Consider the following 25,595-nt stretch of genomic DNA (forward strand, 5'->3'; position numbering starts at 1 on the left):
GTAGTTTTACCCACTACAGAAATTATAGAGCCGATAAAAAATCCTCACTAAGATGAGGATTTTTTGCATTATTTGAAGATTTTAAACTGGTATTGGGTTCCTGAAACTTTTCCGTTTGAGTAGATTGCTTTAATATAGTCGTCATAAGTAATTGACTTGGACTTACCTGCTTTTACGAGTTCAGGATCTCGCCATACATTTGGGTCAGTAGCATTGCTATCTCGCTTGGTGAGATAGAGGTACTCAATATAGGTTCTATTGTCGACAAAGGCCCCAGCAACCTTTTCCTTACCATTATCAGATCGTGTATACATACGAGTCGTTCCTCCACCATCTAGTAGGAAGGCAAGGCGAATATTTGAGTAGCCTATATTTTTTAAAAGTTTATATACGTCTTGGTGATTCAAGCCCTTATTGAGGGAGTTGTGACCATAGGTTTGTATAATACGGATAATACCGTCATAGGTCTCTACGTAAATAGAACGGGCATTTGGTTGGTCGGGGTCACCTTTCTCCCAGGTTTTATCTACCTTTTTATCCTTAATGAGAATACCAAAGGCACCTGTATCCCAACCGTTGCTTCCCATGTGGGTAAACATTTTAGCTGTGTCTATATTTGGGTAAGTTCCGGCAGTGATATTATTTTGATCATCTCCATATAGAAGGCCTGTTTTGCCCAATTCGATTTCCTTTTGAGCGAAGGGACGATCTAGTCCTTCGTAAGACCAAAAACCTGCGTTAATGAGAGCAAGAGCATCTCGTCGCTTAGCTTCGTACTTAATACTTTGCTCTGTGAGTTCAGGATTATCATCTTCGGTTCTTCCTTTTTGTAGAACATATTTTCCGTCCTTCTTGAAGGATAGAATCTGCATGTCTACATTTTTAATAGTGCCTTTTTCAAGTAGGACAGACTGATCTAAGAGCTCTTTATTTTTTATGGTAAAGTTCAATCCGCCCTTATTTGATGGCATAGAAAGCTTCTTAATATCTCGGTTGTTGAAGTAGATGGTGAGGTAGAGCAGTCCCCCAACGATGGCACCAATCATTAGAAGAGAAAATAGTATTCTTAAAATATTCTTCAATTTCATACTATCATTATAAACAATCTAGGCTTACAAAACAATCCTAAGACCATTAAATATCCAAGAATAGTATCAGTTTTTCTTAGTATGGTACTGGTAAGCGTTTTCTAAAAGGGTTATAATAAGAGTGAGTTAGTCAAGGAGGTGCTTTATGACCATTAAGGTGATTGCAACAGATATGGATGGAACATTTTTAGACGATAAAGGGAGCTATGACAAGGAGCGTTTTAGTCAGATTTTAGATGCTATGGATGCGCGTGATATGCACTTTGTCGTTGCATCAGGTAATAGTATGAGCCGTCTTAAACCCATGTTTGCGGAGACTTTTAATCGCCTGCATTTTGTAGCTGAAAATGGTGGTCAGGTGGTTAGCTATGGCAAGCTTCTGTGTCAGGAGTTCATGGCATCAAATGATGTTGAAAACTTGCTAAGCTATTTTAATTATGATTTGTTAGATAGGCCGACTATATTTAATGGTGCTCAAGGCTCCTATATGTTAAAAGGGACTAGGGTTAATTTTGCTGAGATGATAACAGAAGAAGAGCAAGCCGCCATGGAAGCATCCATTCAACGTTTGAATGGGCTGGAGGATTTAGATGATGATTTCATCAAGATTACCATGTTGCTGAGTCCTGAAGAGGCTAATCGTGTGTCACAGGCTTTTAATCGTGATTTTGATGGCAATCTAGTTGCTGTTCCCAGTGGTTTTGGTGCTATTGACTTCATTCAAAAAGGCATGCACAAGGCTTGGGGACTCAAGCAGCTTCTTAACCACTGGGACTTGTCTGAGTCCAATGTCATGGCCTTCGGTGATGGTGACAATGATCTTGAGCTCCTGCAAATGGCTGGCCGCTCTTATGCTATGGAAAATGCCAGTCCAGCTATTTTACAAGTGGCAGACCAAATAGCACCGCACCATAAGAATCAAGGGGTCTTGACTATCTTAGAAGATTATTTAGGTTTATCTTAAAAAAGGGTGGTAAAAGTAATGAAGTTATATTTAATGCGACATGGTGAGACATTATTTAATACACAAAAGCGTGTTCAGGGATGGTGTGACTCTCCCCTGACTGAAAATGGGATCTGGCAGGCGGAAGAAGCTAAGCAGTACTTTGCTAAGAAAGGTATTTCTTTTGACGCTGTCTATTCATCTACGCAAGAGAGAGCAACTGACACGGCAAAGATTGTGGCGCCTGAGTACACTGTAACCCAGCTCAAGGGAATTAAAGAAATGAATTTTGGGTCTTTTGAAGCTCAACCAGAGCATCTCCTACCCAAACATCGTCCAGGTTCACGATCCTTTGAAGATCTCTTGGTCCCATACGGTGGCGAAGATATTCGCAAGGTTGGACAGAGGGTTTTAAAGACTGTCGTAGAGAAAGCAGAAGAACATACTAAAGATGGTGCTGAGAATCTCCTATTTGTCAGTCATGGGGCGGCTTTATGGGGATTAATCATTTTCATGGACTTGGCCTTTCCTGAAGGAGTGGGCTTTGGAAATTGTAATGTTTGTGTTTATGAGTATAATCAAGGTCAATTGGAGCTTCTTCAGGTGATTGATCCGATTTCTGGTTTAGAGGTAACATTATGAAAGAATTTTATTTAATGAGACATGGGCAAACACGGTTTAATGTTCAGCATAGACTTCAGGGGGTCTGCGATGCCCCTTTGACGGAAGTCGGGATCGAACAAGCTAAAAAGGCTGGTCAGTATCTAGCCAAGCAGGAGCCAATTTTTGATCATGTCTTTACTTCAACCTCTGAGAGAGCCAGTGATACTCTAGAAATTGTGACTGGACGAACAGACTATGAAAGACTTAAAGGTCTTAAGGGACAGGATTTTGGAGCTTTTGAGGGCCAGCCAGAGTATCTTACTCCTAAAACCTTACCTGATGGACAAGGCTTTGGTGATTACTTTGTTCAATTTGGTGGGGAGAGTACGATCCAGGTTCGGGATCGTATGGAGTTGACGATTAGGGCCATCATGGAGAGTGTGGCCGATGGTTCTAAGTCCTTGTTAGTTAGTCATGGACCATCTATTTTGCAGTTTTGTAGACGTGTTTTAAATCCCGACCCAGATATCAATGGTCTTAAAAATTGTTGCATCTTACATTTTACCTATGATCAAGGGCAATTTGAATTGCTTTCAGTATATAATCCTGTAGAAGAAGAGTATATCTTTGGAGGCGAAGAATGACACGACTCTATTTAATGCGACATGGACAGACACTTTTTAACACACTCAATCGGATTCAAGGTTGGTGTGATTCTCCCTTGACTGAGAAAGGTCGGGACCAAGCTCGTCAGGTCCGTGCTTATTTTGAAAAACATGATATGACTTTTGATCAGTATTATTGTACGACAACTGAAAGAGCTTCTGATACCATTGAATTGGCGACTGGGCGTACTGATTATAAACGTGTTAAGGGGCTTAAAGAAATGCATTTTGGTATCTTTGAGGGTCAACCAGAGTATCTTCATCCCAAGACATCTGTTGTGGGGCATTTTGGCGACCACTATGCCCAGTTTGGTGGAGAAAGTCAAGATCAGTTCGTTGCGCGTGTGGTTGCGAGTGCTAAGGAGATAGTAGATAAGCATCCTGACCAATCTATTTTAGTCGTTAGTCACGCTGGAGCCTTGATGACTTTTCTTCATGCTGTTGAGCCAATAGCTGATCAAGAGTTGGTGAAATTTTAGCGGCTTTCTATGATCAAAGATAGTAAGAAACCCTTTCTTAGTGTATAATGGAAGGGTATTTTAAATTTTGGAGTTCCTATGAAATTTACAAAAAATCAGTTCATTTGGTTGGCTGTCCTTTTTTTCAGCTGTTTCTTGATTTATACTTACTGGGAAACCGTTGTTTCAATTTGTAACACTATTTATATTGCCAGTCAGCCCTTCCTGGTTGGAGCTGGGATTGCCTTTGTGGTCAATATCCTGATGTCTTTTTATGAGAAGCTACTGGTCAAGTTTATTCCATTTGGTTTTATAGCTAAGATCAAGCGTCCTATTTCTTTGCTCTCGGCATTGGCGACCATTGGTTTGGTCTTTACTTGGGTAGTCTTCACTGTTCTTCCCGATTTGATTGACAGTATCAATACCTTGATTAGTCAAGACCGTTCAGCTATTAATAATTTGATTAATTGGCTGCTTAAAAACAAGTCCTTGCAAAAAATTATTCAAGATCTTGGTGGTGTGACACAGGTTAGAGAGCTAATCAATAGCTACAGTGCTCAGTTGCTTCAACAAATCATGAATGGTTTGACAAGCTTCTTGACTTCGTTAACGAGTCTGCCATCAACCTTGATTAATCTCTTTATTAGTATCGTCTTTTCTTGCTATGTTTTGGCTGGGAAAGAAAAACTTGGAAGTCAGGTCAATCGTTTAGTAGACGTCTATTTAGGACGTTATGGTAAGACTTTCCACTATGTGGTCGCTATTCTCAATAATCGCTTCCGCAATTTCTTCGTTTATCAGTCGATTGAGGCTTGTATCTTGGGAACCTTGTGTTATATTGGGATGCGTATCTTTGATTTTCCATACGCCGCGACTATTTCTATCCTGATTGGCTTTTCAGCTATGATACCAGTTGTGGGGGCCTATATCGGTGTGACAATTGGTACCATCTTGATTATGACACACTCTGTGACCTTGGCACTTTTATTTGTTGCCTATGTGGTTATCTTGCAGCAGTTTGAAGGAAATCTCATCTATCCTTATGTGGTTGGTGGCTCTACCGGACTTCCTGGTATTTGGGTTATCTTCGCTATCACCATAGGTTCTGCTTTGGGTGGTATCTTGGGCATGTTGGTTTCTGTGCCAGTAGCCGCGACCCTTTATCAGATTGTTAAAGATAATGTTGTTAGGCGAGAAGAGGCCAAAGCAGCAAATACTATTGAAAATAATGATTAATTAAAACAGACTTGGGTCTGTTTTTTTCGTACTATAGTATCAGATGTCAATAAGATAGTATAAGTGTAATCGTTTTCTAAGTGTTATACTATTAGTATATTAAACAAGACGAGGAGATAAAAGATGACTTATACATTTCCAAAAGAATTTCTCTGGGGAGGTGCAACAGCTGCCAACCAATTTGAAGGTGCTTACAACTTTGATGGCAAAGGTTTGTCTGTACAGGATGTGACGCCAAAGGGTGGTGTTCCTTTTGAACCTGGGGCTTTGAATCCTTTGATTACAGATCAACCAACAGCAGATAATCTAAAGCTAGAAGGTATAGATTTCTATCACCGTTATAAAGAGGATATAGCACTTTTTGCAGAGATGGGCTTCAAGGTCTTTCGTATGTCGATTGCTTGGTCTCGTATTTTCCCAAATGGTGATGATGCTGAGCCAAATGAAGCTGGCCTAGCCTTCTATGATAAAGTCTTTGATGAATTGGCTGAGTATGGCATCGAACCACTTGTAACCTTGTCTCACTATGAAACACCCCTCAACTTGGCGCGTAAATACAATGGATGGACTAATCGTAAATTAATTGGTTTTTATGAAAACTATGTCCGTACCGTCTTCACACGTTATAAAGATAAGGTCAAATATTGGTTGACATTTAATGAAGTGAACTCTGTTCTACATGCACCTTTCATGTCAGGTGGTATTGCGACACCTATGGAAGAGCTCTCTAAACAGGATCTTTACCAAGCAGTCCACCATGAATTAGTCGCATCAGCTTCAGCAACCAAGATCGGACATGACATCAACCCTGATTTTAAGATTGGGTGTATGGTTCTTGCTATGCCTGCTTATGGGATGACAGCTAATCCTTTGGATCAGTTGGCTGTTCACGAGTTTGAAAATCAAAACTATCTCTTCTCAGATATCCATGCCCGTGGGAAATATCCAAACTATATTAAACGCTATTTAAAAGATAATGGTATTGAAATACAATTCGCTTCTGGAGATGAAGAAATCTTGAAGAATACCGTTGATTTTATTTCATTCTCTTATTATATGTCTGTGGCAACCGCACATAATCCAGAAGACTATACGATTGGTAAAGGAAATATTATGGGTGGTGTTGAAAATCCCTACCTTGAGAAATCTGAGTGGGGTTGGGCTATCGATCCAATCGGTCTTCGTCTAGTTTTGAATGACTTCTATGATCGTTATCAATTGCCATTGTTTATTGTCGAAAATGGTTTGGGTGCCAAGGATGTCCTTGTTGATGGTCCTGATGGTCCAACAGTTGAAGATGATTATCGTATTGATTACCTTCAAAAACACTTGATTCAAGTCGGTGAAGCTCTTCAAGATGGTGTGGAGCTTTGGGGCTATACGACTTGGGGACCAATTGACTTGGTCTCAGCTTCAACGGCTGAACTCAGTAAACGATATGGCTTCATCTACGTTGATCGTAATGATGATGGTAGTGGTAGCTTGGCTCGTTATAAGAAAAAATCATTTGATTGGTATAAGTCTGTTATCGAAAGTAATGGTGCAGCCCTTTACAAATAGAAAATCGTTAAGAATCTCAGCAAAAGCTTGAGATTCTTATTTAGTATTTGAGTACAACGTTGATAAATAGGTGTTTTTACAAATATTACGATGAGTTAAGTATTAAAATACCACAGATTGCAATTTATGTTCATTAACACATTTTCTGAAAAAGTGGTAGAATAAAAGTGTGAAAACGTTCTTATATTTTCTGAAGAAGTAGCTAGTCTATTTCTTTGCTTTTCCTACTTAGATGGAGGTAACGATAATGAATGATTTGAAAAAAGTTCTCTTAGCTGGTATTGGCTTGACTGCTATGACAGTTGATAAAGCTGATAGTTTTGTCAAAGAGTTAGTTGAAAAGGGGCGTTTGACTGTTGAGGAAGGTAAGGAACTAGAACAAGAGCTCAAACGTCAAAGTAAGGAAGAAGCTCAAGAATTTTTGAATAAACTTGATGCTAAGAAATCTTCAGTTGAGTATGCGACTAAGGATGATGTGAAACGTCTTGAAGAAAAACTTGACGCTTTGCTCAGTCAAAATAAATAAAATGTAAGGAGACTAAAATGGCAAGTAAACGATTGAGACATGTGTTGAAGGTTTTCTCGTCAGTTGGTCTCCTTTCTTATCGTGAAAAACACCTTCCTCAAGACCAACAGACAACACCTGTCAAGCTACGCCAAGCCTTTGAGCAATTGGGACCTAGTTTTGTTAAAATTGGTCAAATCCTATCCACGCGCTCTGACCTCTTGCCAGAGGCCTATATCAGAGAATTATCAAAACTCCAGAGTTCAGTTCCTCCCTTGAATAAAGAGGAAGTCATGACGGCCATTAGGAGAGAATTACCCACTGGGCTTTCTGACAGTTTTCTTGATTTTTCGGAAGAGCCCTTGGCTTCTGGTTCTGTAGCTCAGACCCATAGGGCTAGATTGTTGTCTGGTCAGGAAGTAATTGTAAAAATTCAGCGACCTGGTATTGATGAGGTCGTTAAGGAAGATATTCAGCTTCTCATTAAGCTTGCACGCCATATTCCAAAGCATTTTATACCTATGGTCGATGTTCAGGAGGTTTTGGAAAATCTGCGAGAAACCCTAATTAAGGAACTTGATTTCAGAAATGAAGCAGAGGCCATGAAGCGTTTTAAGGCAAATAACAGGGCTGTTGCTTGTCTAGGTGTCCCGGAGGTCTATGATTCCTTTACGACGCCACACCTCATAGTCGAAGAGTACATCGATGGGATTCCACTTAATGACTACAGCCAACTGATTGAGGCTGGTTATGATCTGGAAGACGTGGGCAAGAAACTAATGTTGTCATTTATCAAGCAGGTTTTCAAAGATGGCTATTTTCATGGTGACCCTCATCCTGGAAATCTCTTGGTACGTGATGGCAAGATTTGTTTCATTGACTTTGGGATTATGGGTGAGTTGGAAGTGGGGATGCGTGCGTCCTTAAATGACATCCTATATAGTTTTACCGCACAAGATGTTGACGGCATGACTAAGGCTATCTTGTCAGTTACCCAGTTTGATAATGGGCTAAACCGTGCAGTTCTAAGTCAGGATGTGGAGCAGATGCTGGGGCGTTATTCTGGTGTTGACTTGGGAAGTCTGTCCATGACAGATTTGCTAGAGGATTTACTGACTATTTTCCAGAAGAACCATCTTAAAGCCTCGTCTCAAATTACCATTTTGGAGAAGGCTTCGCTTCAAATCGAAGGTATTTTCCGAGAGTTGGCCCCAAATATGGATTTGATGACTTTGGCCAAGGATTATTTCCTAGAAAATATGGGCCCTGACATGCTTAGGCAGGCCCTGAATAAAGAGAGTATCTTGATTGAACTCTTTTATCTGATTCGCAATGGAAAAAATATTCCGCGTCGCCTACATCAGCTCTTAGAGCAGATTTTAAACGGACGAATTGTGGTAAACCATGATTTTATCAACTTTTCAGGTCGAATTAAAGTCTTTGAGAAAGTTTTAAATAATCTGGTTTTAGCCTTGTTGACATTGGGATTTCTACTTTCCGGTGCCCTTTTGGCCAATAAATCAGGTTTTGAAAATCTTGCCTGGCTATTTCTTGGACTTGGAACTTTTCTAGCTTTAATCACGGTAGTGCGTATAATATTTAAGAAAAAAGGATGAAGTATGATTGAAACAACTAGGCCCGAGCTTGTGGCCTATCAAGAAGAGCGTTTAGCCAAATTTGTGAATGAAAATCAGAAGTTAGACAAAGGCCAAATTGTTTTTGCAGGGGACTCCATCACGGAGTTTTTTGCGTTGAAAAAATATTTGGGTCGAGATTTTCCCTTGGTAAACCGTGGGATTGCAGGAACAGACTCAGTTTGGCTTTTAGAACACCTTAAAGAGCAAGTTTTAGATTTGGAACCCAGTAAATTGGTACTCTTGATTGGTATTAACGACATCGGAAGGGGTTATCCCATTCGAGATATTGTCAATCGTATTTCCGATATTATCATGACAGTTCGTCAGGAATCTCTCCTTACTGAGGTCTATTTGCTGAGTGTCTTTCCGGTTAGTGAAAAATCACAATATGCTTCTAAGGTTAAGATTCGAAATAATGCGTCTGTAGGTGAACTTAATCAACAATTGGCTGTTCTCCCTGGTGTGACCTATGTTGATCTTTATGATTACCTGACAGATGCCCACGGACAGTTAAATGACACTTACACAACGGATGGTTTACACTTGAGTCCACAAGGTTATCAAGTCCTAGCAGAACCAATCAAGAAGGAGATTTTAGAATGAAGGTAGGCTTAGTCCTTGAAGGCGGAGGAATGCGTGGCTTATACACTGCTGGTGTTTTAGATGCTTTTTTAGAAGCTGGTATTAAGGTGGACGGCGTTGTATCAGTATCAGCTGGAGCGCTTTTTGGTGTTAATTACCTTTCTAACCAGCCCAAAAGAGCCCTGCGCTACAACAAGCGATTTATGGGAGACCGTCGCTACATGAGTTTCTGGTCATGGTTGACAACAGGTAACTTCGTTAATAAAGAGTTCTCCTATTATAAGGTTCCTATGGAGTTAGACGTTTTTGATCAGGAGGCCTTTGCTAATTCGGGTGTTCCCTTCTATGTGGTCACTACAGATATTGAGACCGGCAAACCAGACTATATCAAGATTGATCATGTCTTTGAGCAAATGGAAGCCCTTCGTGCAAGTTCCGCCCTGCCTTTGGTTTCTGAAATTGTCGAGTACAAGGGCAAACGCTACATGGATGGTGGTCTGTCTGATAGTCTTCCCATTGATTTTATGGAAAATTTGGGCTTTGACAAACTCATTGTCGTTCTGACGCGTCCTAAGGGTTATCGTAAAGAGCCATCTAAAACGAGTAAGAGAATCTACAAGCTTTTTTACCGAAAATATCCTGAATTTGTCCAAGTAGCATCAAATCGCCATATCCACTACAATAAGAGTATTGAAAAGATTGAGGCTTTGGAAAAAACTGGCAATCTTTATGCCATTCGTCCAGAGCATGCGCTTGAAGTTGGTCGATTGGAGAAGGATCCTGAAAAATTTGAGGCCATCTATCAAGAGGGATTGGAACAAATGCGAAATGAGATGTCTCATCTCAAAACATTTCTTGGAGACAACTAAAAACGTGCTCGGTTGAGCACGTTCTTTTAGTTATTGATTTGTCGAGCTTGACGGCGTTCTTTGACTTTTTGACGACGTCCTTTTTCATTATGGTAAATCAAGTAGAGGAGTCCAACAGGGACAAGACATAGCAACCAGAAATAAACTGGGAGTTGGCTCTTATCTGTTGTTTTAGTAGCCTTTTTATCTTTCTGGTTACTTCCAAAATCGAACCATCCCTTAACTTTAGTTGCCTTAACAGAAGTAGCTTTGATATTAGGTGACACTGTCTTCAGACCATTATCAATGACAATGTGATCATCTTTAACAGAGATTTTAGGGTCTTTACCTTTTTTAACGGTGGCATAGACGTCTTTTTCGACATTGTATTTTTTACCGTCGATTTCTTGTTCACCCTTGCTAAGAACTTTCTTGTATGAGAAGTCTTTGTACATCTTCTCAACGAGAGCATTACCAAAGGTATGACGAATCTCTTCACCTGTTTGGTCAGACCAATCACCAGAACCCATGATGACAGCAATCATACGTTGATCACCACGCTTGATGGTATCAATATAGTTGAAAGCACCTTCTGGGCTAGATCCTGTCTTCAACCCATCAACCCCATCAATTCCGTATTTGGCACCTGGAATAGAGTAGTTGTAAGTCTCGAAGGTTTCCTCGTAAGGTGTTCCTTTTTTAACTGTGACAACAGGTTTGCTAGTGTACTTGAGAATTTCTGGGTATTTCTTGATGAAGTTATAGGTCATGATAGCCAAATCACGCGCAGTAGTTTGGTTGGTTTGGTTGTTATCATAACGTTGAGGACTGTAGTAACCTTTGAAGGCAACAGCAACGGCACCAGAAGCGTTGAACCATTTGGTATTGGTCATCCCTAGCTCTTTAGATTTTTCATTCATCATGTCCAGCCATTTATCAGGATCATTATTGGTCAAGTAGTTGGCCAGCATCACTGTTGTAACGTTAGAGGAAGGTACCGCCGTCATAGTGATGAGTTCTGAAACGGTATAATCAACACCAGCAACAATCTTGTTGTTGGAAATTTCGTAAATATCTGCAATAGCTTGGTCGGTTGGAGTAGCTGTGATAACAGTATCTTCAGAAATTTCTCCTTTAGACATAGCTTCAAAGACCAAATAAAGTGTCATGGCCTTAGACATAGAAGCAGGGTCACGTACCTCGTCAGCATTTTCTTCCCAGAGGACATCTCCGGTATTGCCATCAATTAAGAGGGTTGATTTGGGGCGATAGGCCTCAGTGGCTTCAGTATAACCAGCAGCGCGTGTGATATCCATCAATTCGTCTGCACTAGACAAACTCGGTGCTAGGGCTAGACAAGCTGCTAAAAGGACGGCAACAATTTTCTTTTTCACAATGTGTCTCCTTTAATATCTATGGGGTTCTGTAGCTGGCAGAACCTATTTCTATCTATTAATAACATTTGCCTGTCAAAACCCTAAATTCAGTAGTGACAAACACCTTAATTATAACATATAAAAGTTAGAGTTTTCCCAACATTCGGCATTTTAATGTAATTTTTAGATTCGTATGAATGTTACACAAAATATAGTTGGAAACAGAAAAAAACGAGCTTACTTGCTCGTTACTTTTCATCTTTTATCCTTGTCACTTGGTGGTAAATCATGAACCAGGTTTCATTTCGACGCCAGATACTAGTGTGAAAATTTCCTCCCAACTCATAACTAATTAATTTCGTTTTTTGACTGACAGATGTCATCTTGAAGCTGTCAAAGTTATTGAGAAGTGGTTGTTGATTGGCAATGACTTCTTCACGAGTGTGATGATGACCATTTTCATCGATTAAGTAGAAGTCAGGTGCCAAGAGATTTTCATAGTCAGGAATTTTTGACAGTATAATCTTTTCATTGCGAGAGAGTTTGTGAAGGACATTGCCATAAATTTCGTCTTCAGGAATAGCAGCGGGTTCTACATGGACATCAGTGTCGTAGACAGAGAAACGCTTGCTGAGGACCTCTTCAATTTGTTCGGTAATGGCATGACTCTCGTAAACAGAGAGGTCAGGGTTCATCTCAACCACAATATCAAGATAGACGTTGCTACCATAAGAACGGCCACGTTGCTTTTTAACCTTAGTGACTTTTGGAATCTCAAGAATGGCTTTTTCATAGGCTTTGAGGTTTCTCTCATCGAAACCGTCTGACAAACTAAAGGTTGCTTCCATGAAGATATCATAGGCTGTCTTTAGAATGAAGGAGGTAATGATAATGGCTGTAATATAGTCAATAATCGTGAGGTTGAAGGATGCTGCAACAATGGCGATTGACGTTCCAATAGAAGTTACGGCATCGGAGAGATTATCCTTAGCGGCCGCAATCAAAGCGCTAGATTTCAGCTTTTTGGCAAGTCCTTTATTGTATAAGTAAACGCTACACATGATGATAGCAGAAAGAACTCCGACGGTTGCGCCAAGGGGATCGACTACAGTTTCCTCTCTTAGAAAAATCTTTCGAACTGTTTGAATTAAGACTTGGAAGCCCACCACGAACATGATAAAGGAAGTGACTAGGCTTGATAAGTCTTCAATCTTCCAATGACCAAACCTATGATCTGCATCAGCAGGTTGACTAGCTAGGTGCAATCCAATGAGTAGGGCCACGTTCCCTAAAATATCTGACAAGTTATTGAAACCATCGGCAATCAAAGAGCTAGAATTTAAAAAGTGTCCAGCTAGAAGTTTTGCAATGGTAAGAAGAAGGTAGGCAGCGATGCTGACAATGGGACCTCGTCTGGCTGCTCTTAAATTTTCATACGTAGTCATAGGGTTACCTTTTCTGTTAAAATACAAGTTTAAATTATAGCATAAAACTATAACGAGTTAAAGGTTGTAAGCCCTTTAAACTTGTGGAGTAATGTATTTTTAAAACTTGATAGGAAATGCTTCGTAATCATGGTGCTTTTTCAGTATTTTCCGAATATTCCCTACAAATTATGGTATAATTTAGGGTGTAAAACAGTCTAAAAAGAGGTTTTTATGGAACATTCGACATGGCACAAGCTTCTGAAAGAGGAGCTGCCTGACCATTATTTTTCAAAGATAAATCAGTTTATGGACCAGGTTTATAGCCAGGGGACGGTTTATCCGCCGCGTGACAAGGTTTTTAATGCCTTGTTGGAGACTCCGTTTGAAGAAGTGCGGGTGGTAATCCTTGGTCAGGACCCTTATCATGGGCCTCATCAAGCACAGGGACTTTCCTTCTCGGTACCTGATAGCCTTCCAGCTCCCCCGTCTTTGAAAAATATTCTCAAGGAATTAGAGGAAGATTTAGGTCCTAGATCCTTTCATGATTTAACGTCGTGGGCAGAGCAGGGGGTGCTTTTGCTTAATGCCTGTCTAACAGTTCCAGCAGGTCAAGCAAATGGGCATGCTGGTCAGGTTTGGGAACCTTTTACAGATGCTGTGATTAAGGTTCTCAATCAAAAGGATACTCCTGTTGTCTTTATACTTTGGGGTGGCTATGCTCGTAAGAAGAAGGCGCTAGTGACTAATTCTAAACATGCCATTATTGAGAGTGCCCATCCGAGTCCCTTGTCGGCCTATCGTGGTTTTTTTGGCAGCAAGCCATTTTCAAAAGCCAATGCCTACCTTGTATCCCAAGGCCAATCCCCAATTGATTGGTTGAAGTAAAATAGAAAGTTGGAAGATTATGTTACTGATTAAAAATGGTCGTGTTGTAGACCCTAAGTCTGGTTTGGATACGCAAGCTGATGTTCTTGTTGATGGTAAAAAAGTCGTTAAGATTGCTGAAAATATCGAAGCTGGAGATGCTCAAGTCATCGATGCGACTGGTCTTGTGGTTGCTCCTGGCTTGGTGGATATCCATGTTCACTTCCGTGAGCCAGGTCAAACTCATAAGGAAGACATTCATACTGGGGCCTTGGCAGCTGCTGCCGGTGGTTTTACAACGGTTGTAATGATGGCTAACACTAATCCAACGATTTCAGATAAGGAAACCTTGGAGGAGGTCTTGACTTCGGCAGCTAAGGAAAATATCCATGTTAAGTCTGTTGCGACTATTACGAAGAATTTTGATGGTGAAAACCTCACTGATTTTAAAGGTTTGCTTGAAGCCGGTGCTGTCGGATTCTCAGATGATGGTATTCCATTGACCAATGCTGGTATTGTCAAAAAAGCCATGGAGCTAGCTAAGGAGAATAATACCTTTATCAGCCTTCACGAGGAGGATCCTGATTTAAATGGTATTCTCGGTTTCAATGAAAATATTGCTAAAAAAGAATTCCATATTTGTGGGGCAACAGGTGTAGCTGAGTACAGTATGATTGCGCGTGATGTCATGATTTCTTATGATACACAAGCCCATGTTCATATTCAACACTTGTCAAAAGCTGAATCTGTAAAAGTGGTTGAATTTGCTCAAAAACTTGGAGCACAAGTTACAGCCGAAGTGGCACCACAACATTTCTCTAAGACAGAAGACCTCTTGCTCTCAAAAGGTGCTAATGCCAAGATGAACCCACCACTTCGTTTGGAATCTGACCGTCAGGCCGTCATCGAAGGGTTGAAATCTGGAGTCATCTCAGTCATTGCCACAGACCACGCACCACACCATGCCGATGAAAAGAATGTCGATGATGTGACTAAAGCACCATCAGGAATGACAGGACTTGAAACGTCTCTATCTCTTGGATTGACATACTTAGTCGATGCAGGCCATTTGAATTTAATTGAGCTATTGAAAGTGATGACCAGCAATCCATCTGATCTTTATGGCTTCGATGCTGGTTATTTGGCTGAAAATGGACCAGCTGACCTTGTGATTTTTGCAGACAAGGAAAAACGTCAGGTCACAGCAGACTTTAAGTCTAAAGCAGCCAATTCACCATTTGTAGGCGAAGAACTTACGGGAAGTGTTAAATACACTATCTGTGACGGTGAGATTGTTTATCAAGCCTAGTCATAAGAGAAGAGAGGTAAAACGCTTATGTTTCAATCTCGATATTTAAAGATTGACTGATATGTAAGGAGTGACTGATGAAAAAAGGACTGCTTTGGTTAGGACTAGTCTTAGCTATGATACTAACGATTGGAGCTTGTGACATCGCTAAAGCCAGTGATAGCGATAATGAGGTGTCGTATAGCATTCCAAGTTATAAGGGACACTTGGCTATTCACGAGGATGGCGGAGCGACCTTTACCCAAGAAGTGACTTATGATTTTTCAAGTTCTTATAATGGTCAGTACGTGACATTAGGCAGTGTAAAACCACTTCCAAAAGGTTTTAATATTGAAGAAAATCCAACTGTCACAGTCTCTGATAAAGCTGAAAAAATAACCACAGAAAATGGTGTGGAAACTGTCTTTACGAAAAGACAGATACGTGTGGAATCAGAAAAACTCAAAGACGGTATCAAACTAAAGGTCTATAATCCTGGGGCTTATGATAAAGTGGTTCTTAAGGTGACTTGGCAAATCAAACACATGTTAGACCTCTATTCTGATGTGGCTGCCTTAAACTGGTTCCCTATCTCAGATTGGGATAACTCCATTGAACATGTTGATTTTACGGTTACTGGTTTAGACGCTGCTAAGGGTGATTTGTATGCCCATACAGGCTTTTTCAATAAAAAGCCAACAGTTACTCGTACTCCAGATGGATTTAAGATACATATCGATGATTTAGCCCCAAAAGGAAAGTTAGAACTCCATGCTTATTGGCCAATGACTAAGACCTTAAAAGAGGCTAATGCCTCCTATATCAAAAATGAGGCGCATAAGACTACTTTTCTTAAAAAAGAAGCTCATATCGTCAGAATGGGTGTCTTCTTTCGTTTCCTAAGCTTCCAGTTAATTCCAAGCTTAATCATCATAGTAACGCTTATGGGAATTCTCTTTTTTATCTGGCTTCTCATCAGTACAAGGCTTCCTGACTTTCCAAAAAATGCAAGACTTTATGAGGCACCAAACAATCTAGCACCTTTAGTTGTTGCTAAATCCATCTATAACCAGTCCTTTGATAAGATAAGCTTGAAAGAAGAAAAAGGTCCTCTTTCTTTCGGACATATGATTCAAGCTACGATTTTAGACTTGCTAGATAGAGGCCATATCGTCTCCAAGTCATCGACGTTGGCCGTCATCCAAAAAGAGGGTCTTTCAACATTCGAAGAGACTTTTATCGATATGATGTTTGATGGTCGCAGTGAAATCACAAAAGGCGATATATTTTCGCGGTATTATATTGATAAAAAAGAACTAAGCACAAAATTCAAAAAAGCTAAAAGCACTGTTGAAAGAGAAAAGATTAAGGATATCGGGCTAAAAGTGAAAGCTCAGTTTTCATCTGACGTTTATAAGCTTTCAAAAGAAGTTGACCGTGAGGTTCGAAATCTGGGGCTTGTAAAGATCTATAGAGAATTCACACCTCTTGAAAAACGCCTATCTCTGTATAGTCATTTAAGCTTTGCATTTGCATTCGTAGTTTCATTTGTTAGTGGTTTATTCTTTGCTATTGCTTTTGGGGCCTCTCTTAGTGTATTTTACTTTTTTGCTATCATACCAATCTTCCTGTTATGGCTAATAGTAACACGCATTGTTAAAAAACGTCGAAAGAGGTGTCTTGATAAGGCGACCATAGATACTTACTATCAGTGGTATAGTTTTAGAAATATGATAAAGAGTATTCCAAGCTTCAAACAAACCGAAATTGACGCTATCGTCTTATGGAACCGTATTTTGGTTTATGCGACCCTATATGGATACGCTAAGAAAGTTACCGAGACCTTGAAAAAATATCATATTCACTTATCAAACCCTTCTTTGGAATCGACTCTTGATTCAGATACGTCCTTTAACACTTATGTTGCAAGCCAAATGCTTCAAGGCTATATCAGCAACTCAGATACCGTAAGTAGCTTTTCTATCAATTCAAATAGTGGTAGTGGCGGCTTTGGAGGCGGTGGCTTCTCTGGTGGTGGCGGAGGAGGCGGTGGTGGCGCCTTCTAAGCTACGCTAGTTGGAGTTTACTATCAATAGAGACACTCAGTCTATACGATCTTGGGTGTCTTTTTGTTTGGCGAATAATTCCTTTCATTCTAAACTGTTAGGAATTTTTAGTGAGAAGAGATATAAAGTAACAAAAAAAGAGCCAGTGGCTCTTTTTAAATATGATCTTAATAACCAGGTTCAAAGATTTCAATAATTTGAGTCAGATAACCTGCATGTAAACCGATGCGATAGTCAACATTTGGCAAACTCTTTACTAAATCATTCAGTTCTTTATCTTTGCTAACCTTATCAGCCAAAACTGGTAATTCAACAACAAGGAGTTGTGAGTGATCTAGTTGAAGGTAACTACTATTGACCTTGACATCAGGACGAAGTAGTTTAAATATCGCTCTTTCCGAAGCTTGGAGCAGTTGATATAAATCGAGGTCAGATAAAGGAATCTCACCAAACTGAGGACTGATGTTTATAGCAATATCAATATGAGCAGCTCGCATTTCTAAAATGCGGTTAGAGAGGAAACTAGATATTATTGGATTGCTAAGCCTATCCAAGTTTTCTTGAGTCTCTGGATTACCAATGCTAGTATTGTCCGTTTTATAAATCTCAAGTAGACTAGTAGCTTTGGCAGTATCTTCATTTTCCAAGGCAAGAGAAACCTCCTTGAGATTTTTCTTGAATAAGTCGAAAGACGTTTGCTTTTGCATAATAATCTGGATAAAGGATTTGCTATAGTTAGTCATAGTACCCAACAATTTATGACGTTCTTTGTTCAGTCTATCGATAGATTGTTGGTGGACAGCCTGGTTCCAATTGTAAAAATCCCATAGTAGTAGGGCAATATAGAGAACTAAGATAACAGAACTATTAGGACTGACCTTGAAAACTATTTCAAATAAATTTTTAGGGTCATTTGCTGTTGGAAGAATACTGTTAAGACCATGGATAACAGTAAAGAAGACATAATAGACAGCTAGGAAGGCAGTGCTTCGCAACCAGTTACGTCTAGCCCAAGCTTCGTCAAGACTACTCATCTGATTTAGGTCTACGGCGAAGATTTTAAGCATTAGGTAAATGATTAATGGTGCTAAGATGTAGGCCAAGATATGTAAGTTAGTGTTGAGGGTAATATCACCTTTGATATGTAAGACGTGAGGGATAATGACAATTGAAAGTAGTCGTGTTGCCATATCAAAAAGGATAGTTGGATAAAAAGCGTAAAGCAATCGATGATAGAAAGAACGCTCTTTGACAAGGGCCAAATCGGCAACAAGGAAGAAAAGCGGGTCCACAACGATTTTTACGAGACTAAAATAGGACGCTGCAGCTACATAGGACAAAAATAGAAGTAAAAGGTGTCCTCGTAGTGGCTTAATCTTAGACATAGTCTGGTAGAGGTACCAAATAGAAATGAAACTAACGGCCTGTAAGAGAGGATTGATAATATTAGTAATCATTGTAACCTCCTTTAGTCATGTCAATCTCAATTTGTAAGCGATAAATCCCAGCACGTGTATTTGAAACAATGTTAACATTTGGATAAGTAGATAGAATAGTATTGACGCGTTTTAGTTCAGGATCAGAGAAATCAGATGTAATAGCTGAATCTTCTTTAGTGCTTGAACTTTCAACGACAAAGTGTTGACTATCCTCATCTTTAAAATAAGCATAGCTAAGGTATTTCTGTTCACTATCTTGTGCTTGGTCAATGACATGATCCAAGATAGTTGATAGGACATATACCCAGTCTAAAGGATAAATAGGATAGACGGTAATAGGTTCTGGGACCTCCATACTAACCCAAACATCCAGTTCTTTTGCCTTTAGAAATTTAGCTTCAAAGAGTACCTGTAAATCTGGCAGTTTAATATTTTCTAGTTTGTCTCGATAAAAATGATCAATCTTCTTATCTAACGGATTCGGTGTCAGCAAGTAGTCAATTAACTCCTGAGCTTCCTCATTTTGTTGAAAACGGATGATATCGTAGAGGTTTTCAGCTTCGTCTTTGATGAAGAGCTCTTGGCTAGTCTTTTTCTGGTACCAGGTATTGATGTTCTGACTTGATTTTTGAAGAAGGAGAGAATGTTCCTCTTGGGCTGCTTGTGTTTGAGCATTGAGGTCTTTTCTATAGAGTTTAACCTGCTTAGATAGAATCAGAGCAGTAATGATAAGAAACGCAATGGTAAAGTGAATGTCTGTTGAAACGAGTTCAGAAGCAAAGTAAATAAAGGCTAAGCTACAAAGAGCGACAGACGTTGACCTGTACCATGGTCTTACTTTATCAATTTGCATCATTCGAGAGTAGTCCACCTGAAGAAGGGCACTTTGTGCAAACCAAAGTAAAAAAGCAAGAAAGAGAATAAAGGGACCAGCAAAATAGTAATCCAAGACTGCAGGGAAAAAAATTGGAATAATCAGGAAAATGACCAATCTTACCGTTAAGGCAAAGGTGAAAGGTATGAAGAAAGTCTCCAAAATGGTATGTCTTAGATTTTTGTAGGATTTGGCAGCTAGAAAGAGTACAAGTGCAATAAAACCGGATTTTGGATACAAAATGCCCAAATAACTAGAGGCAAAAATTGCTATACCAGCTAAAATAATAATCCAGTATCTAAGCGGCCTTTGCGTGGTCACCTTGAAGATAATAATTTGTAAAATAAAAGCTATACATGCCGTAAGCCCGTGAATTATGACATCACTCAATATCAAATATTCTCCTATTCGGGTAAAATCTATACAATCATACTATTATACCATATCACAAACAAAAAGAGCATACGAATTGCCTATAAGTGATAAAGATGTAAGGCTTTTCATTTTTCAAGCATATTTCTTGCCCATTAAGTTTTTTTAACCTATCCTAGATGTATAGTAAAATTTCGATAGAGGAGATCGATATGGTAAAACTTTCTAAAGAGACACATCTTGAGATGTTCACTAAAATGGAACGTATTCGTGAATTTGATTCACGTATTAATAAATTGGTTCGTCGTGGTTTTGTTCAAGGAATGACTCACTTTTCAGTTGGTGAGGAAGCAGCCAACGTTGGGGCTGTTCAACACTTGAGCTATGACGATATCTTCTTTTCAAATCACCGTGGTCACGGACAATCTATTGCCCAAGACATGGATTTGAATAAAATGATGGCGGAGCTTGCAGGTAAGGCGACAGGTGTTTCTAAGGGCCGTGGTGGTTCTATGCATTTGGCTGACTTTGAAAAAGGTAACTACGGAACTAACGGTATTGTTGGTGGTGGTTATGCTCTTGCCGTAGGTGCAGCTCTCACTCAGCAATACAAAGAAACAGGTAACATTGTTGTGGTCTTTTCAGGAGATGGCGCAACTAATGAAGGCTCATTCCATGAATCAGTCAATATGGCAGCTACTTGGAAATTGCCGGTTATCTTCTTTATCATCAATAACCGTTATGGTATCTCAATGGATATCCATAAAGCAACAAACACACCCCACCTTTATACACGTGCGGAAGCTTATGGTATTCCTGGTTTCTACTGTGAAGATGGTAACGATGTTTTGGCTGTATACGAAACAATGGGCAAGGCTGTTGAGCATGTCCGTGGTGGCAATGGTCCCGCTATCGTTGAGGTAGAATCTTACCGTTGGTTTGGTCACTCAACTGCTGATGCAGGTGTTTACCGTACTAAGGAAGAAGTTGACGAGTGGAAGAACAATAACGACCCAATTATTAAATACCGTAACTATCTCGTTTCTGAAAATATCGCAAGCGCTGAAGAGTTAGATGCTATCCAAAGCCAAGTTAAGGCAGAGGTTGATGCAGCTTATGAGTTCGCCCAAAATAGCCCAGATCCAGAACTTTCAGTTGCCTTTGAAGATGTATGGGTAGACTAAAGAGAAAGGTTGAGGAATACAAGTATGAGTGAAACAAAATTGATGGCCTTGCGTGAGGCAGTAAACCTTGCTATGAGTGAGGAGATGCGTAAAGACGAAAACATCTTCCTTATGGGTGAAGATGTCGGTATCTATGGTGGTGACTTCGGTACATCAGTTGGGATGCTGGCAGAATTTGGTGAAAAACGTGTTAAAGATACACCAATTTCAGAGGCAGCTATCGCTGGTGCAGCTGTTGGATCTGCCATCACAGGTCTTCGTCCAATCGTTGACTTGACTTTCATGGACTTCATCACGATTGCCCTTGATGCTATCGTTAATAATGGTGCAAAAAACAACTACATGTTTGGTGGTGGTTTGAAGACTCCTGTAACTTTCCGTGTAGCTTCTGGTTCAGGGATTGGTTCTGCGGCACAGCACTCACAATCTCTTGAGTCATGGTTGACTCACATTCCAGGGATTAAAGTGGTTGCTCCAGGTAATGCTAACGATGCTAAAGGTCTTTTGAAATCTGCTATTCAGGACAATAACATTGTTATTTTCATGGAACCAAAAGCACTTTACGGTAAGAAAGAGGAAGTGACTCAAGATCCTGATTTCTACATTCCACTTGGAAAAGGTGAAATCAAGCGTGAAGGGACTGACCTTACTATTGTCACATATGGTCGTATGTTGGAACGTGTTCTTAAGGCTGCTGAAGAAGTAGCTGAACAAGGTATCAATGTTGAGGTTGTCGACCCACGTACGCTTATCCCACTTGATAAGGAATTGATTTTCGAGTCAGTTAAGAAGACTGGTAAACTTATGTTGGTCAATGATGCTTATAAGACTGGTGGATTCATCGGTGAAATTGCTGCTATGGTTACAGAAAGTGAAGCATTTGATTACCTTGACCACCCAATTGTACGTTTGGCAAGTGAAGATGTGCCTGTACCTTATGCGCGTGTCTTGGAACAAGCGGTTCTTCCAGATGTTGAAAAGATCAAGGCTGCTATTATCAAGATGGCCAATAAAGGAAACTAACTTTCTAGCGATGGTTAAGTGATATTTCTCGCTAGTAAAATGTGTTTCTTGTTTTAACTGTGGGAGTATCGGAAATTATAATTTAAAGTAGAAAGGAGAGGGCGTTAAAGCGTTTGAGTCGATTTGAACTCGAACGAAATGCTTCGGAATTTATATAGTTTTACTTGTGTGCAAGCACACTAACGTAAAACTCCTAAAATTCTGTCGCATTTTAGCGTTCTTAGTATCATAAAATATGGCTTTTGAGATTATTATGCCTAAGCTTGGTGTTGATATGCAGGAAGGCGAAATCATCGAGTGGAAGAAACAAGAGGGTGATGTGGTTAATGAGGGAGATATCCTTCTTGAAATCATGTCAGATAAAACGAACATGGAACTTGAAGCAGAAGATTCTGGTGTTCTTTTGAAGATTACGCGTCAGGCTGGTGAAACTGTACCAGTTACTGAGGTTATTGGTTATATTGGAGCAGAAGGTGAAGTTGTGGCTGACAAGGCAGCTAGCGCGCCAGCTGCTGAACCTACGCCAAAAGTTGAAGAAGTTGCCGCTGTAGCAGAGCCTGTAGTAGCAGCGCAAACGCAAGCACCTGTCGTTCACGAAGGTGGCAAAGTACGTGCAACACCTAAGGCTCGTAAGTTGGCGCGTGAGTTGGGTATTGACCTCGCTCAAGTTCCAGGAACTGGAGCAAAAGGTCGTGTTCATGCTGATGACGTTGAAAACTTTAAGGGTGCTCAACCTAAGGCGACTCCATTGGCACGTAAGATTGCAGCGGACCTTGGTATTGACTTAGCTAGCGTATCTGGAACAGGCTTTGGTGGCAAGATTACTAAGGAAGATATCCTTGCAATCAGTGCTCCAGCGCAAGTTAAAGAAGCGGCGGCTGCACCTGTAGTTGAAGCTAAACCTGAAAAAGTCTTGCCAGAAGGCGTGGAAGTTATCCCAATGTCTGCTATGCGTAAGGCGATTTCTAAGGGGATGACGCACTCATACTTGACTGCGCCAACCTTCACCCTTAACTATGATGTTGACATGACTAACCTTATGGCTCTTCGTAAGCAAGTCCTTGATCCAATCATGAATAAGACTGGTATGAAGGTAACCTTCACGGATTTGATTGGTTTGGCAGTTGTGCGTACCCTTATGAAAGAGGAACACCGTTACCTCAATGCGTCATTGATTGATGATGCACAAAATATCGAATTACATAAATTTGTTAATCTCGGTATTGCCGTTGGTCTCGATGATGGCTTGATTGTACCTGTCGTTCACGGTGCAGATAAGATGAGTTTGTCTGAGTTCGTTGTGGCTTCTAAGGATGTCATCAAGAAGGCTCAAGCTGGTAAATTGAAGGCTGCTGAAATGTCAGGTTCAACCTTCTCTATTACTAACTTGGGAATGTTTGGAACCAAATCATTTAACCCAATCATCAACCAACCAAACTCAGCTATCCTTGGTGTTTCAGCAACGATTCAAACTCCAGTTGTTGTTGATGGGGAAGTTGTCGTACGTCCAATCATGGGTCTATGCTTGACAATTGACCACCGTATTGTAGATGGTATGAATGGTGCCAAATTCATGGTTGATTTGAAACATTTGATTGAAAATCCTATGGAATTGTTGATTTAAGAAAAAAATATCTGAAAACTGAAGTTTTAATAGAAAGGAGAGGGCGAACCAGAGGGTATAACTGAACCCGAGCGGAAAGCTTGGAAAATAGACCGTCTGTCTACGTCAGCAGGCTGACATGTCAGACGCCTAATTTTCAGTCGCTTTCTGGTCGCTCTTGGTATCTTATAAATGGCTTTTGAGATTATTATGCCTAAGCTTGGTGTTGATATGCAGGAAGGCGAAATCATCGAGTGGAAGAAACAAGAGGGTGATGTGGTTAATGAGGGAGATATCCTTCTTGAAATCATGTCAGATAAAACGAACATGGAACTTGAAGCAGAAGATTCTGGTGTTCTTTTGAAGATTACGCGTCAGGCTGGTGAAACTGTACCAGTTACTGAGGTTATTGGTTATATTGGAGCAGAAGGTGAAGTTGTGGCTGATAAGGCAGCTAGCGCACCTGTTGCAGAAGCAACTGCTCAGTTGGAATCAGCTGGTCTTGAAGTTCCTAAAACTCCTGCCCAAGCTGCTCCGGCAGCCGCTGCAGAAACAGCACCGCTTGCTGACAATGAGTACGATATTATCGTTGTCGGTGGTGGTCCAGCTGGATACTATTCTGCCATTCGTGGTGCACAACTTGGTGGTAAGGTTGCTATCGTTGAAAAATCTGAATTTGGTGGAACATGTTTGAATAAAGGATGTATCCCAACTAAGACCTACCTTAAAAATGCAGAAATCCTTGATGGACTTAAGATTGCTGCAGGTCGTGGTATCAACCTAGCGTCAACAAACTACACTATCGATATGGATAAGACAGTTGACTTTAAGAACTCTGTCGTTAAGACCCTTACTGGTGGTGTTCAAGGTCTTTTGAAGGCTAACAAGGTCACTATTTTCAACGGTCTTGGTCAAGTTAACCCAGATAAGACAGTTACTATTGGTTCAGAAACAATCAAGGGACGCAATATCATCCTTGCGACTGGATCAAAAGTATCTCGTATCAATATTCCTGGTATTGAGTCACAACTTGTGATGACATCAGATGATATTCTTGACTTACGTGAATTGCCTAAATCACTTGCTGTTATGGGTGGTGGTGTCGTTGGTATCGAGCTTGGTCTTGTTTATGCCTCATACGGTGTAGAAGTGACTGTTGTTGAGATGGCTGACCGCATTATTCCTGCTATGGATAAGGAAGTATCTCTTGAACTTCAAAAAATCCTTGCTAAGAAGGGTATGAAGATCATGACATCTGTTGGGGTTTCTGAGATTGTAGAAGCTAACAACCAATTGACCCTTAAACTTAATAATGGTGAAGAGATTGTAGCGGATCGTGCCCTTCTTTCAATCGGTCGTGTCCCACAATTGGATGGTCTTGAAAATCTTAACCTTGAACTTGACCGCGGTCGTATCAAGGTTAATGCTTATCAAGAAACATCAATCCCAGGAATTTACGCACCAGGTGATGTTAACGGAACTAAGATGCTTGCTCACGCGGCTTACCGTATGGGTGAAGTTGCAGCTGAAAATGCTATGCGTGGCAATGTCCGTAAGGCTCACCTTGACTACACACCAGCAGCTGTCTACACTCATCCAGAAGTAGCAATGTGTGGTCTTACTGAAGAAGATGCACGCGCTAAATACGGTGATGTTCTCATTGGTAAATCAAGCTTTGCTGGTAACGGACGTGCCATCGCTTCAAATGAAGCTCAAGGTTTTGTTAAAGTCGTTGCAGATGCGAAGTACCATGAAATCCTTGGTGTTCATATTATCGGTCCAGCCGCAGCTGAATTGATTAACGAAGCATCAACAATTATGGAAAATGAATTGACTGTAGATGAACTCTTGCAATCTATCCACGGTCACCCAACCTTCTCTGAAAACATGTATGAAGCCTTTGCTGACGTACTTGGAGAAGCTATCCATAACCCACCAAAACGTAAATAAAGCT

At 40.4% G+C, this 25,595-nt stretch carries 22 protein-coding genes; 17 read left to right on the forward strand and 5 right to left on the reverse strand.

Features of this window, described 5'->3' with window-relative positions; genetic code table 11:
* Nucleotides 1-68: 68 nt before the first annotated feature.
* Nucleotides 69-1,088 (reverse strand): phosphodiester glycosidase family protein, encoded by a 1,020-nt coding sequence (locus tag HMPREF2607_RS03480; RefSeq protein ID WP_173018421.1) that lies wholly within the window; start codon nt 1,086-1,088, stop codon nt 69-71.
* A 145-nt stretch (nt 1,089-1,233) separates the two neighbouring features.
* On the opposite strand from HMPREF2607_RS03480, the gene HMPREF2607_RS03485 reads away from it, so the two are divergent.
* The 10 genes from HMPREF2607_RS03485 (at nt 1,234) to HMPREF2607_RS03530 (ending at nt 10,146) form a co-directional block, all read left to right on the forward strand.
* Entirely contained in the window at nt 1,234-2,052 is an 819-nt protein-coding gene (locus tag HMPREF2607_RS03485; protein ID WP_048675907.1) for a Cof-type HAD-IIB family hydrolase, read from the forward strand.
* An 18-nt stretch (nt 2,053-2,070) separates the two neighbouring features.
* Nucleotides 2,071-2,673, forward strand: coding sequence for a histidine phosphatase family protein (locus tag HMPREF2607_RS03490; protein WP_070475885.1), 603 nt, complete (start codon nt 2,071-2,073; stop codon nt 2,671-2,673).
* Nucleotides 2,670-3,278, forward strand: coding sequence for a histidine phosphatase family protein (locus HMPREF2607_RS03495; protein WP_070475888.1), 609 nt, complete (start codon nt 2,670-2,672; stop codon nt 3,276-3,278). Before HMPREF2607_RS03490 ends, HMPREF2607_RS03495 begins: the two co-directional genes overlap by 4 nt.
* The gene (locus tag HMPREF2607_RS03500) at nt 3,275-3,778 is read left to right on the forward strand and encodes a histidine phosphatase family protein (RefSeq protein WP_083278653.1); all 504 of its coding nucleotides are present in this window, start codon (nt 3,275-3,277) and stop codon (nt 3,776-3,778) included. Before HMPREF2607_RS03495 ends, HMPREF2607_RS03500 begins: the two co-directional genes overlap by 4 nt.
* 78 nt (nt 3,779-3,856) lie before the next feature.
* Entirely contained in the window at nt 3,857-4,993 is a 1,137-nt protein-coding gene (locus HMPREF2607_RS03505) for an AI-2E family transporter (protein WP_070475890.1), read from the forward strand.
* 123 nt (nt 4,994-5,116) lie between these two features.
* Nucleotides 5,117-6,553, forward strand: coding sequence for a glycoside hydrolase family 1 protein (locus HMPREF2607_RS03510; RefSeq protein WP_070475893.1), 1,437 nt, complete (start codon nt 5,117-5,119; stop codon nt 6,551-6,553).
* Nucleotides 6,554-6,800: 247 nt separating this feature from the next.
* Nucleotides 6,801-7,079 (forward strand): phasin family protein, encoded by a 279-nt coding sequence (locus HMPREF2607_RS03515; protein WP_004182567.1) that lies wholly within the window; start codon nt 6,801-6,803, stop codon nt 7,077-7,079.
* 17 nt (nt 7,080-7,096) lie between these two features.
* Nucleotides 7,097-8,674: an ABC1 kinase family protein gene (locus HMPREF2607_RS03520; protein WP_070475896.1), complete on the forward strand. Its 1,578-nt coding sequence runs from the start codon at nt 7,097-7,099 to the stop codon at nt 8,672-8,674.
* Between the two features lie 3 nt (nt 8,675-8,677).
* Nucleotides 8,678-9,298 carry an SGNH/GDSL hydrolase family protein gene (locus tag HMPREF2607_RS03525; protein WP_070475899.1) on the forward strand — a complete coding sequence of 207 codons (621 nt, stop codon included), beginning with the start codon at nt 8,678-8,680 and terminating at the stop codon, nt 9,296-9,298.
* Nucleotides 9,295-10,146, forward strand: coding sequence for a patatin-like phospholipase family protein (locus HMPREF2607_RS03530; protein ID WP_070475902.1), 852 nt, complete (start codon nt 9,295-9,297; stop codon nt 10,144-10,146). Before HMPREF2607_RS03525 ends, HMPREF2607_RS03530 begins: the two co-directional genes overlap by 4 nt.
* Nucleotides 10,147-10,172: 26 nt before the next feature.
* On the opposite strand, the gene HMPREF2607_RS03535 is transcribed toward HMPREF2607_RS03530, so the two are convergent.
* Together HMPREF2607_RS03535 and HMPREF2607_RS03540 are read right to left on the reverse strand one after the other, a co-directional pair.
* Nucleotides 10,173-11,519, reverse strand: a complete 1,347-nt coding sequence (locus tag HMPREF2607_RS03535) for a D-alanyl-D-alanine carboxypeptidase (protein WP_070475905.1) — start codon at nt 11,517-11,519, stop codon at nt 10,173-10,175.
* A gap of 230 nt (nt 11,520-11,749) precedes the next feature.
* On the reverse strand, nt 11,750-12,946 hold the full coding sequence (locus tag HMPREF2607_RS03540) for a cation diffusion facilitator family transporter (RefSeq protein WP_070475908.1): 1,197 nt from the start codon (nt 12,944-12,946) through the stop codon (nt 11,750-11,752).
* 213 nt (nt 12,947-13,159) lie between these two features.
* On the opposite strand from HMPREF2607_RS03540, the gene HMPREF2607_RS03545 reads away from it, so the two are divergent.
* From HMPREF2607_RS03545 to HMPREF2607_RS03555, 3 genes are all read left to right on the forward strand, one after another.
* Nucleotides 13,160-13,813 carry a uracil-DNA glycosylase gene (locus tag HMPREF2607_RS03545; protein ID WP_049545851.1) on the forward strand — a complete coding sequence of 218 codons (654 nt, stop codon included), beginning with the start codon at nt 13,160-13,162 and terminating at the stop codon, nt 13,811-13,813.
* A gap of 19 nt (nt 13,814-13,832) precedes the next feature.
* Nucleotides 13,833-15,101 (forward strand): dihydroorotase, encoded by a 1,269-nt coding sequence (locus tag HMPREF2607_RS03550; RefSeq protein ID WP_070475910.1) that lies wholly within the window; start codon nt 13,833-13,835, stop codon nt 15,099-15,101.
* A gap of 77 nt (nt 15,102-15,178) precedes the next feature.
* Nucleotides 15,179-17,146 carry a DUF2207 domain-containing protein gene (locus tag HMPREF2607_RS03555; protein ID WP_021144196.1) on the forward strand — a complete coding sequence of 656 codons (1,968 nt, stop codon included), beginning with the start codon at nt 15,179-15,181 and terminating at the stop codon, nt 17,144-17,146.
* Nucleotides 17,147-17,313: 167 nt separating this feature from the next.
* Here the strand turns inward: HMPREF2607_RS03555 and HMPREF2607_RS03560 are convergent, their stop codons facing one another.
* Nucleotides 17,314-18,603, reverse strand: coding sequence for a hypothetical protein (locus HMPREF2607_RS03560; RefSeq protein ID WP_021144195.1), 1,290 nt, complete (start codon nt 18,601-18,603; stop codon nt 17,314-17,316).
* Nucleotides 18,593-19,441 (reverse strand): ATP-binding protein, encoded by an 849-nt coding sequence (locus HMPREF2607_RS03565; RefSeq protein WP_261674271.1) that lies wholly within the window; start codon nt 19,439-19,441, stop codon nt 18,593-18,595. Before HMPREF2607_RS03565 ends, HMPREF2607_RS03560 begins: the two co-directional genes overlap by 11 nt.
* A gap of 602 nt (nt 19,442-20,043) precedes the next feature.
* Here HMPREF2607_RS03565 and HMPREF2607_RS03570 point away from each other — a divergent pair.
* From HMPREF2607_RS03570 to lpdA, 4 genes are all read left to right on the forward strand, one after another.
* Nucleotides 20,044-21,015 carry a thiamine pyrophosphate-dependent dehydrogenase E1 component subunit alpha gene (locus HMPREF2607_RS03570; protein ID WP_070475916.1) on the forward strand — a complete coding sequence of 324 codons (972 nt, stop codon included), beginning with the start codon at nt 20,044-20,046 and terminating at the stop codon, nt 21,013-21,015.
* A gap of 24 nt (nt 21,016-21,039) precedes the next feature.
* Nucleotides 21,040-22,038 (forward strand): alpha-ketoacid dehydrogenase subunit beta, encoded by a 999-nt coding sequence (locus HMPREF2607_RS03575; RefSeq protein ID WP_013990622.1) that lies wholly within the window; start codon nt 21,040-21,042, stop codon nt 22,036-22,038.
* A 235-nt stretch (nt 22,039-22,273) separates the two neighbouring features.
* Entirely contained in the window at nt 22,274-23,662 is a 1,389-nt protein-coding gene (locus tag HMPREF2607_RS03580) for a dihydrolipoamide acetyltransferase (protein ID WP_070475919.1), read from the forward strand.
* Between the two features lie 171 nt (nt 23,663-23,833).
* The gene (gene lpdA, locus HMPREF2607_RS03585) at nt 23,834-25,591 is read left to right on the forward strand and encodes a dihydrolipoyl dehydrogenase (RefSeq protein ID WP_070475922.1); all 1,758 of its coding nucleotides are present in this window, start codon (nt 23,834-23,836) and stop codon (nt 25,589-25,591) included.
* Nucleotides 25,592-25,595 lie beyond the last annotated feature (4 nt).

The sequence above is a fragment of the Streptococcus sp. HMSC078H03 genome (assembly GCF_001808655.1).
Lineage (GTDB): Bacteria > Bacillota > Bacilli > Lactobacillales > Streptococcaceae > Streptococcus > Streptococcus salivarius_G.

What these genes read in the sequence shown, in the direction of transcription:
- HMPREF2607_RS03480 (WP_173018421.1), bottom strand. Translation starts at nt 1,088, where the DNA reads ATGAAATTGAAGAATATTTTAAGAATACTATTTTCTCTTCTAATGATT.
- HMPREF2607_RS03485 (WP_048675907.1), top strand. Translation starts at nt 1,234, where the DNA reads ATGACCATTAAGGTGATTGCAACAGATATGGATGGAACATTTTTAGAC.
- HMPREF2607_RS03490 (WP_070475885.1), top strand. Translation starts at nt 2,071, where the DNA reads ATGAAGTTATATTTAATGCGACATGGTGAGACATTATTTAATACACAA.
- HMPREF2607_RS03495 (WP_070475888.1), top strand. Translation starts at nt 2,670, where the DNA reads ATGAAAGAATTTTATTTAATGAGACATGGGCAAACACGGTTTAATGTT.
- HMPREF2607_RS03500 (WP_083278653.1), top strand. Translation starts at nt 3,275, where the DNA reads ATGACACGACTCTATTTAATGCGACATGGACAGACACTTTTTAACACA.
- HMPREF2607_RS03505 (WP_070475890.1), top strand. Translation starts at nt 3,857, where the DNA reads ATGAAATTTACAAAAAATCAGTTCATTTGGTTGGCTGTCCTTTTTTTC.
- HMPREF2607_RS03510 (WP_070475893.1), top strand. Translation starts at nt 5,117, where the DNA reads ATGACTTATACATTTCCAAAAGAATTTCTCTGGGGAGGTGCAACAGCT.
- HMPREF2607_RS03515 (WP_004182567.1), top strand. Translation starts at nt 6,801, where the DNA reads ATGAATGATTTGAAAAAAGTTCTCTTAGCTGGTATTGGCTTGACTGCT.
- HMPREF2607_RS03520 (WP_070475896.1), top strand. Translation starts at nt 7,097, where the DNA reads ATGGCAAGTAAACGATTGAGACATGTGTTGAAGGTTTTCTCGTCAGTT.
- HMPREF2607_RS03525 (WP_070475899.1), top strand. Translation starts at nt 8,678, where the DNA reads ATGATTGAAACAACTAGGCCCGAGCTTGTGGCCTATCAAGAAGAGCGT.
- HMPREF2607_RS03530 (WP_070475902.1), top strand. Translation starts at nt 9,295, where the DNA reads ATGAAGGTAGGCTTAGTCCTTGAAGGCGGAGGAATGCGTGGCTTATAC.
- HMPREF2607_RS03540 (WP_070475908.1), bottom strand. Translation starts at nt 12,946, where the DNA reads ATGACTACGTATGAAAATTTAAGAGCAGCCAGACGAGGTCCCATTGTC.
- HMPREF2607_RS03545 (WP_049545851.1), top strand. Translation starts at nt 13,160, where the DNA reads ATGGAACATTCGACATGGCACAAGCTTCTGAAAGAGGAGCTGCCTGAC.
- HMPREF2607_RS03550 (WP_070475910.1), top strand. Translation starts at nt 13,833, where the DNA reads ATGTTACTGATTAAAAATGGTCGTGTTGTAGACCCTAAGTCTGGTTTG.
- HMPREF2607_RS03555 (WP_021144196.1), top strand. Translation starts at nt 15,179, where the DNA reads ATGAAAAAAGGACTGCTTTGGTTAGGACTAGTCTTAGCTATGATACTA.
- HMPREF2607_RS03560 (WP_021144195.1), bottom strand. Translation starts at nt 18,603, where the DNA reads ATGATTACTAATATTATCAATCCTCTCTTACAGGCCGTTAGTTTCATT.
- HMPREF2607_RS03565 (WP_261674271.1), bottom strand. Translation starts at nt 19,441, where the DNA reads ATGATGCAAATTGATAAAGTAAGACCATGGTACAGGTCAACGTCTGTC.
- HMPREF2607_RS03570 (WP_070475916.1), top strand. Translation starts at nt 20,044, where the DNA reads ATGGTAAAACTTTCTAAAGAGACACATCTTGAGATGTTCACTAAAATG.
- HMPREF2607_RS03575 (WP_013990622.1), top strand. Translation starts at nt 21,040, where the DNA reads ATGAGTGAAACAAAATTGATGGCCTTGCGTGAGGCAGTAAACCTTGCT.
- HMPREF2607_RS03580 (WP_070475919.1), top strand. Translation starts at nt 22,274, where the DNA reads ATGGCTTTTGAGATTATTATGCCTAAGCTTGGTGTTGATATGCAGGAA.
- lpdA (WP_070475922.1), top strand. Translation starts at nt 23,834, where the DNA reads ATGGCTTTTGAGATTATTATGCCTAAGCTTGGTGTTGATATGCAGGAA.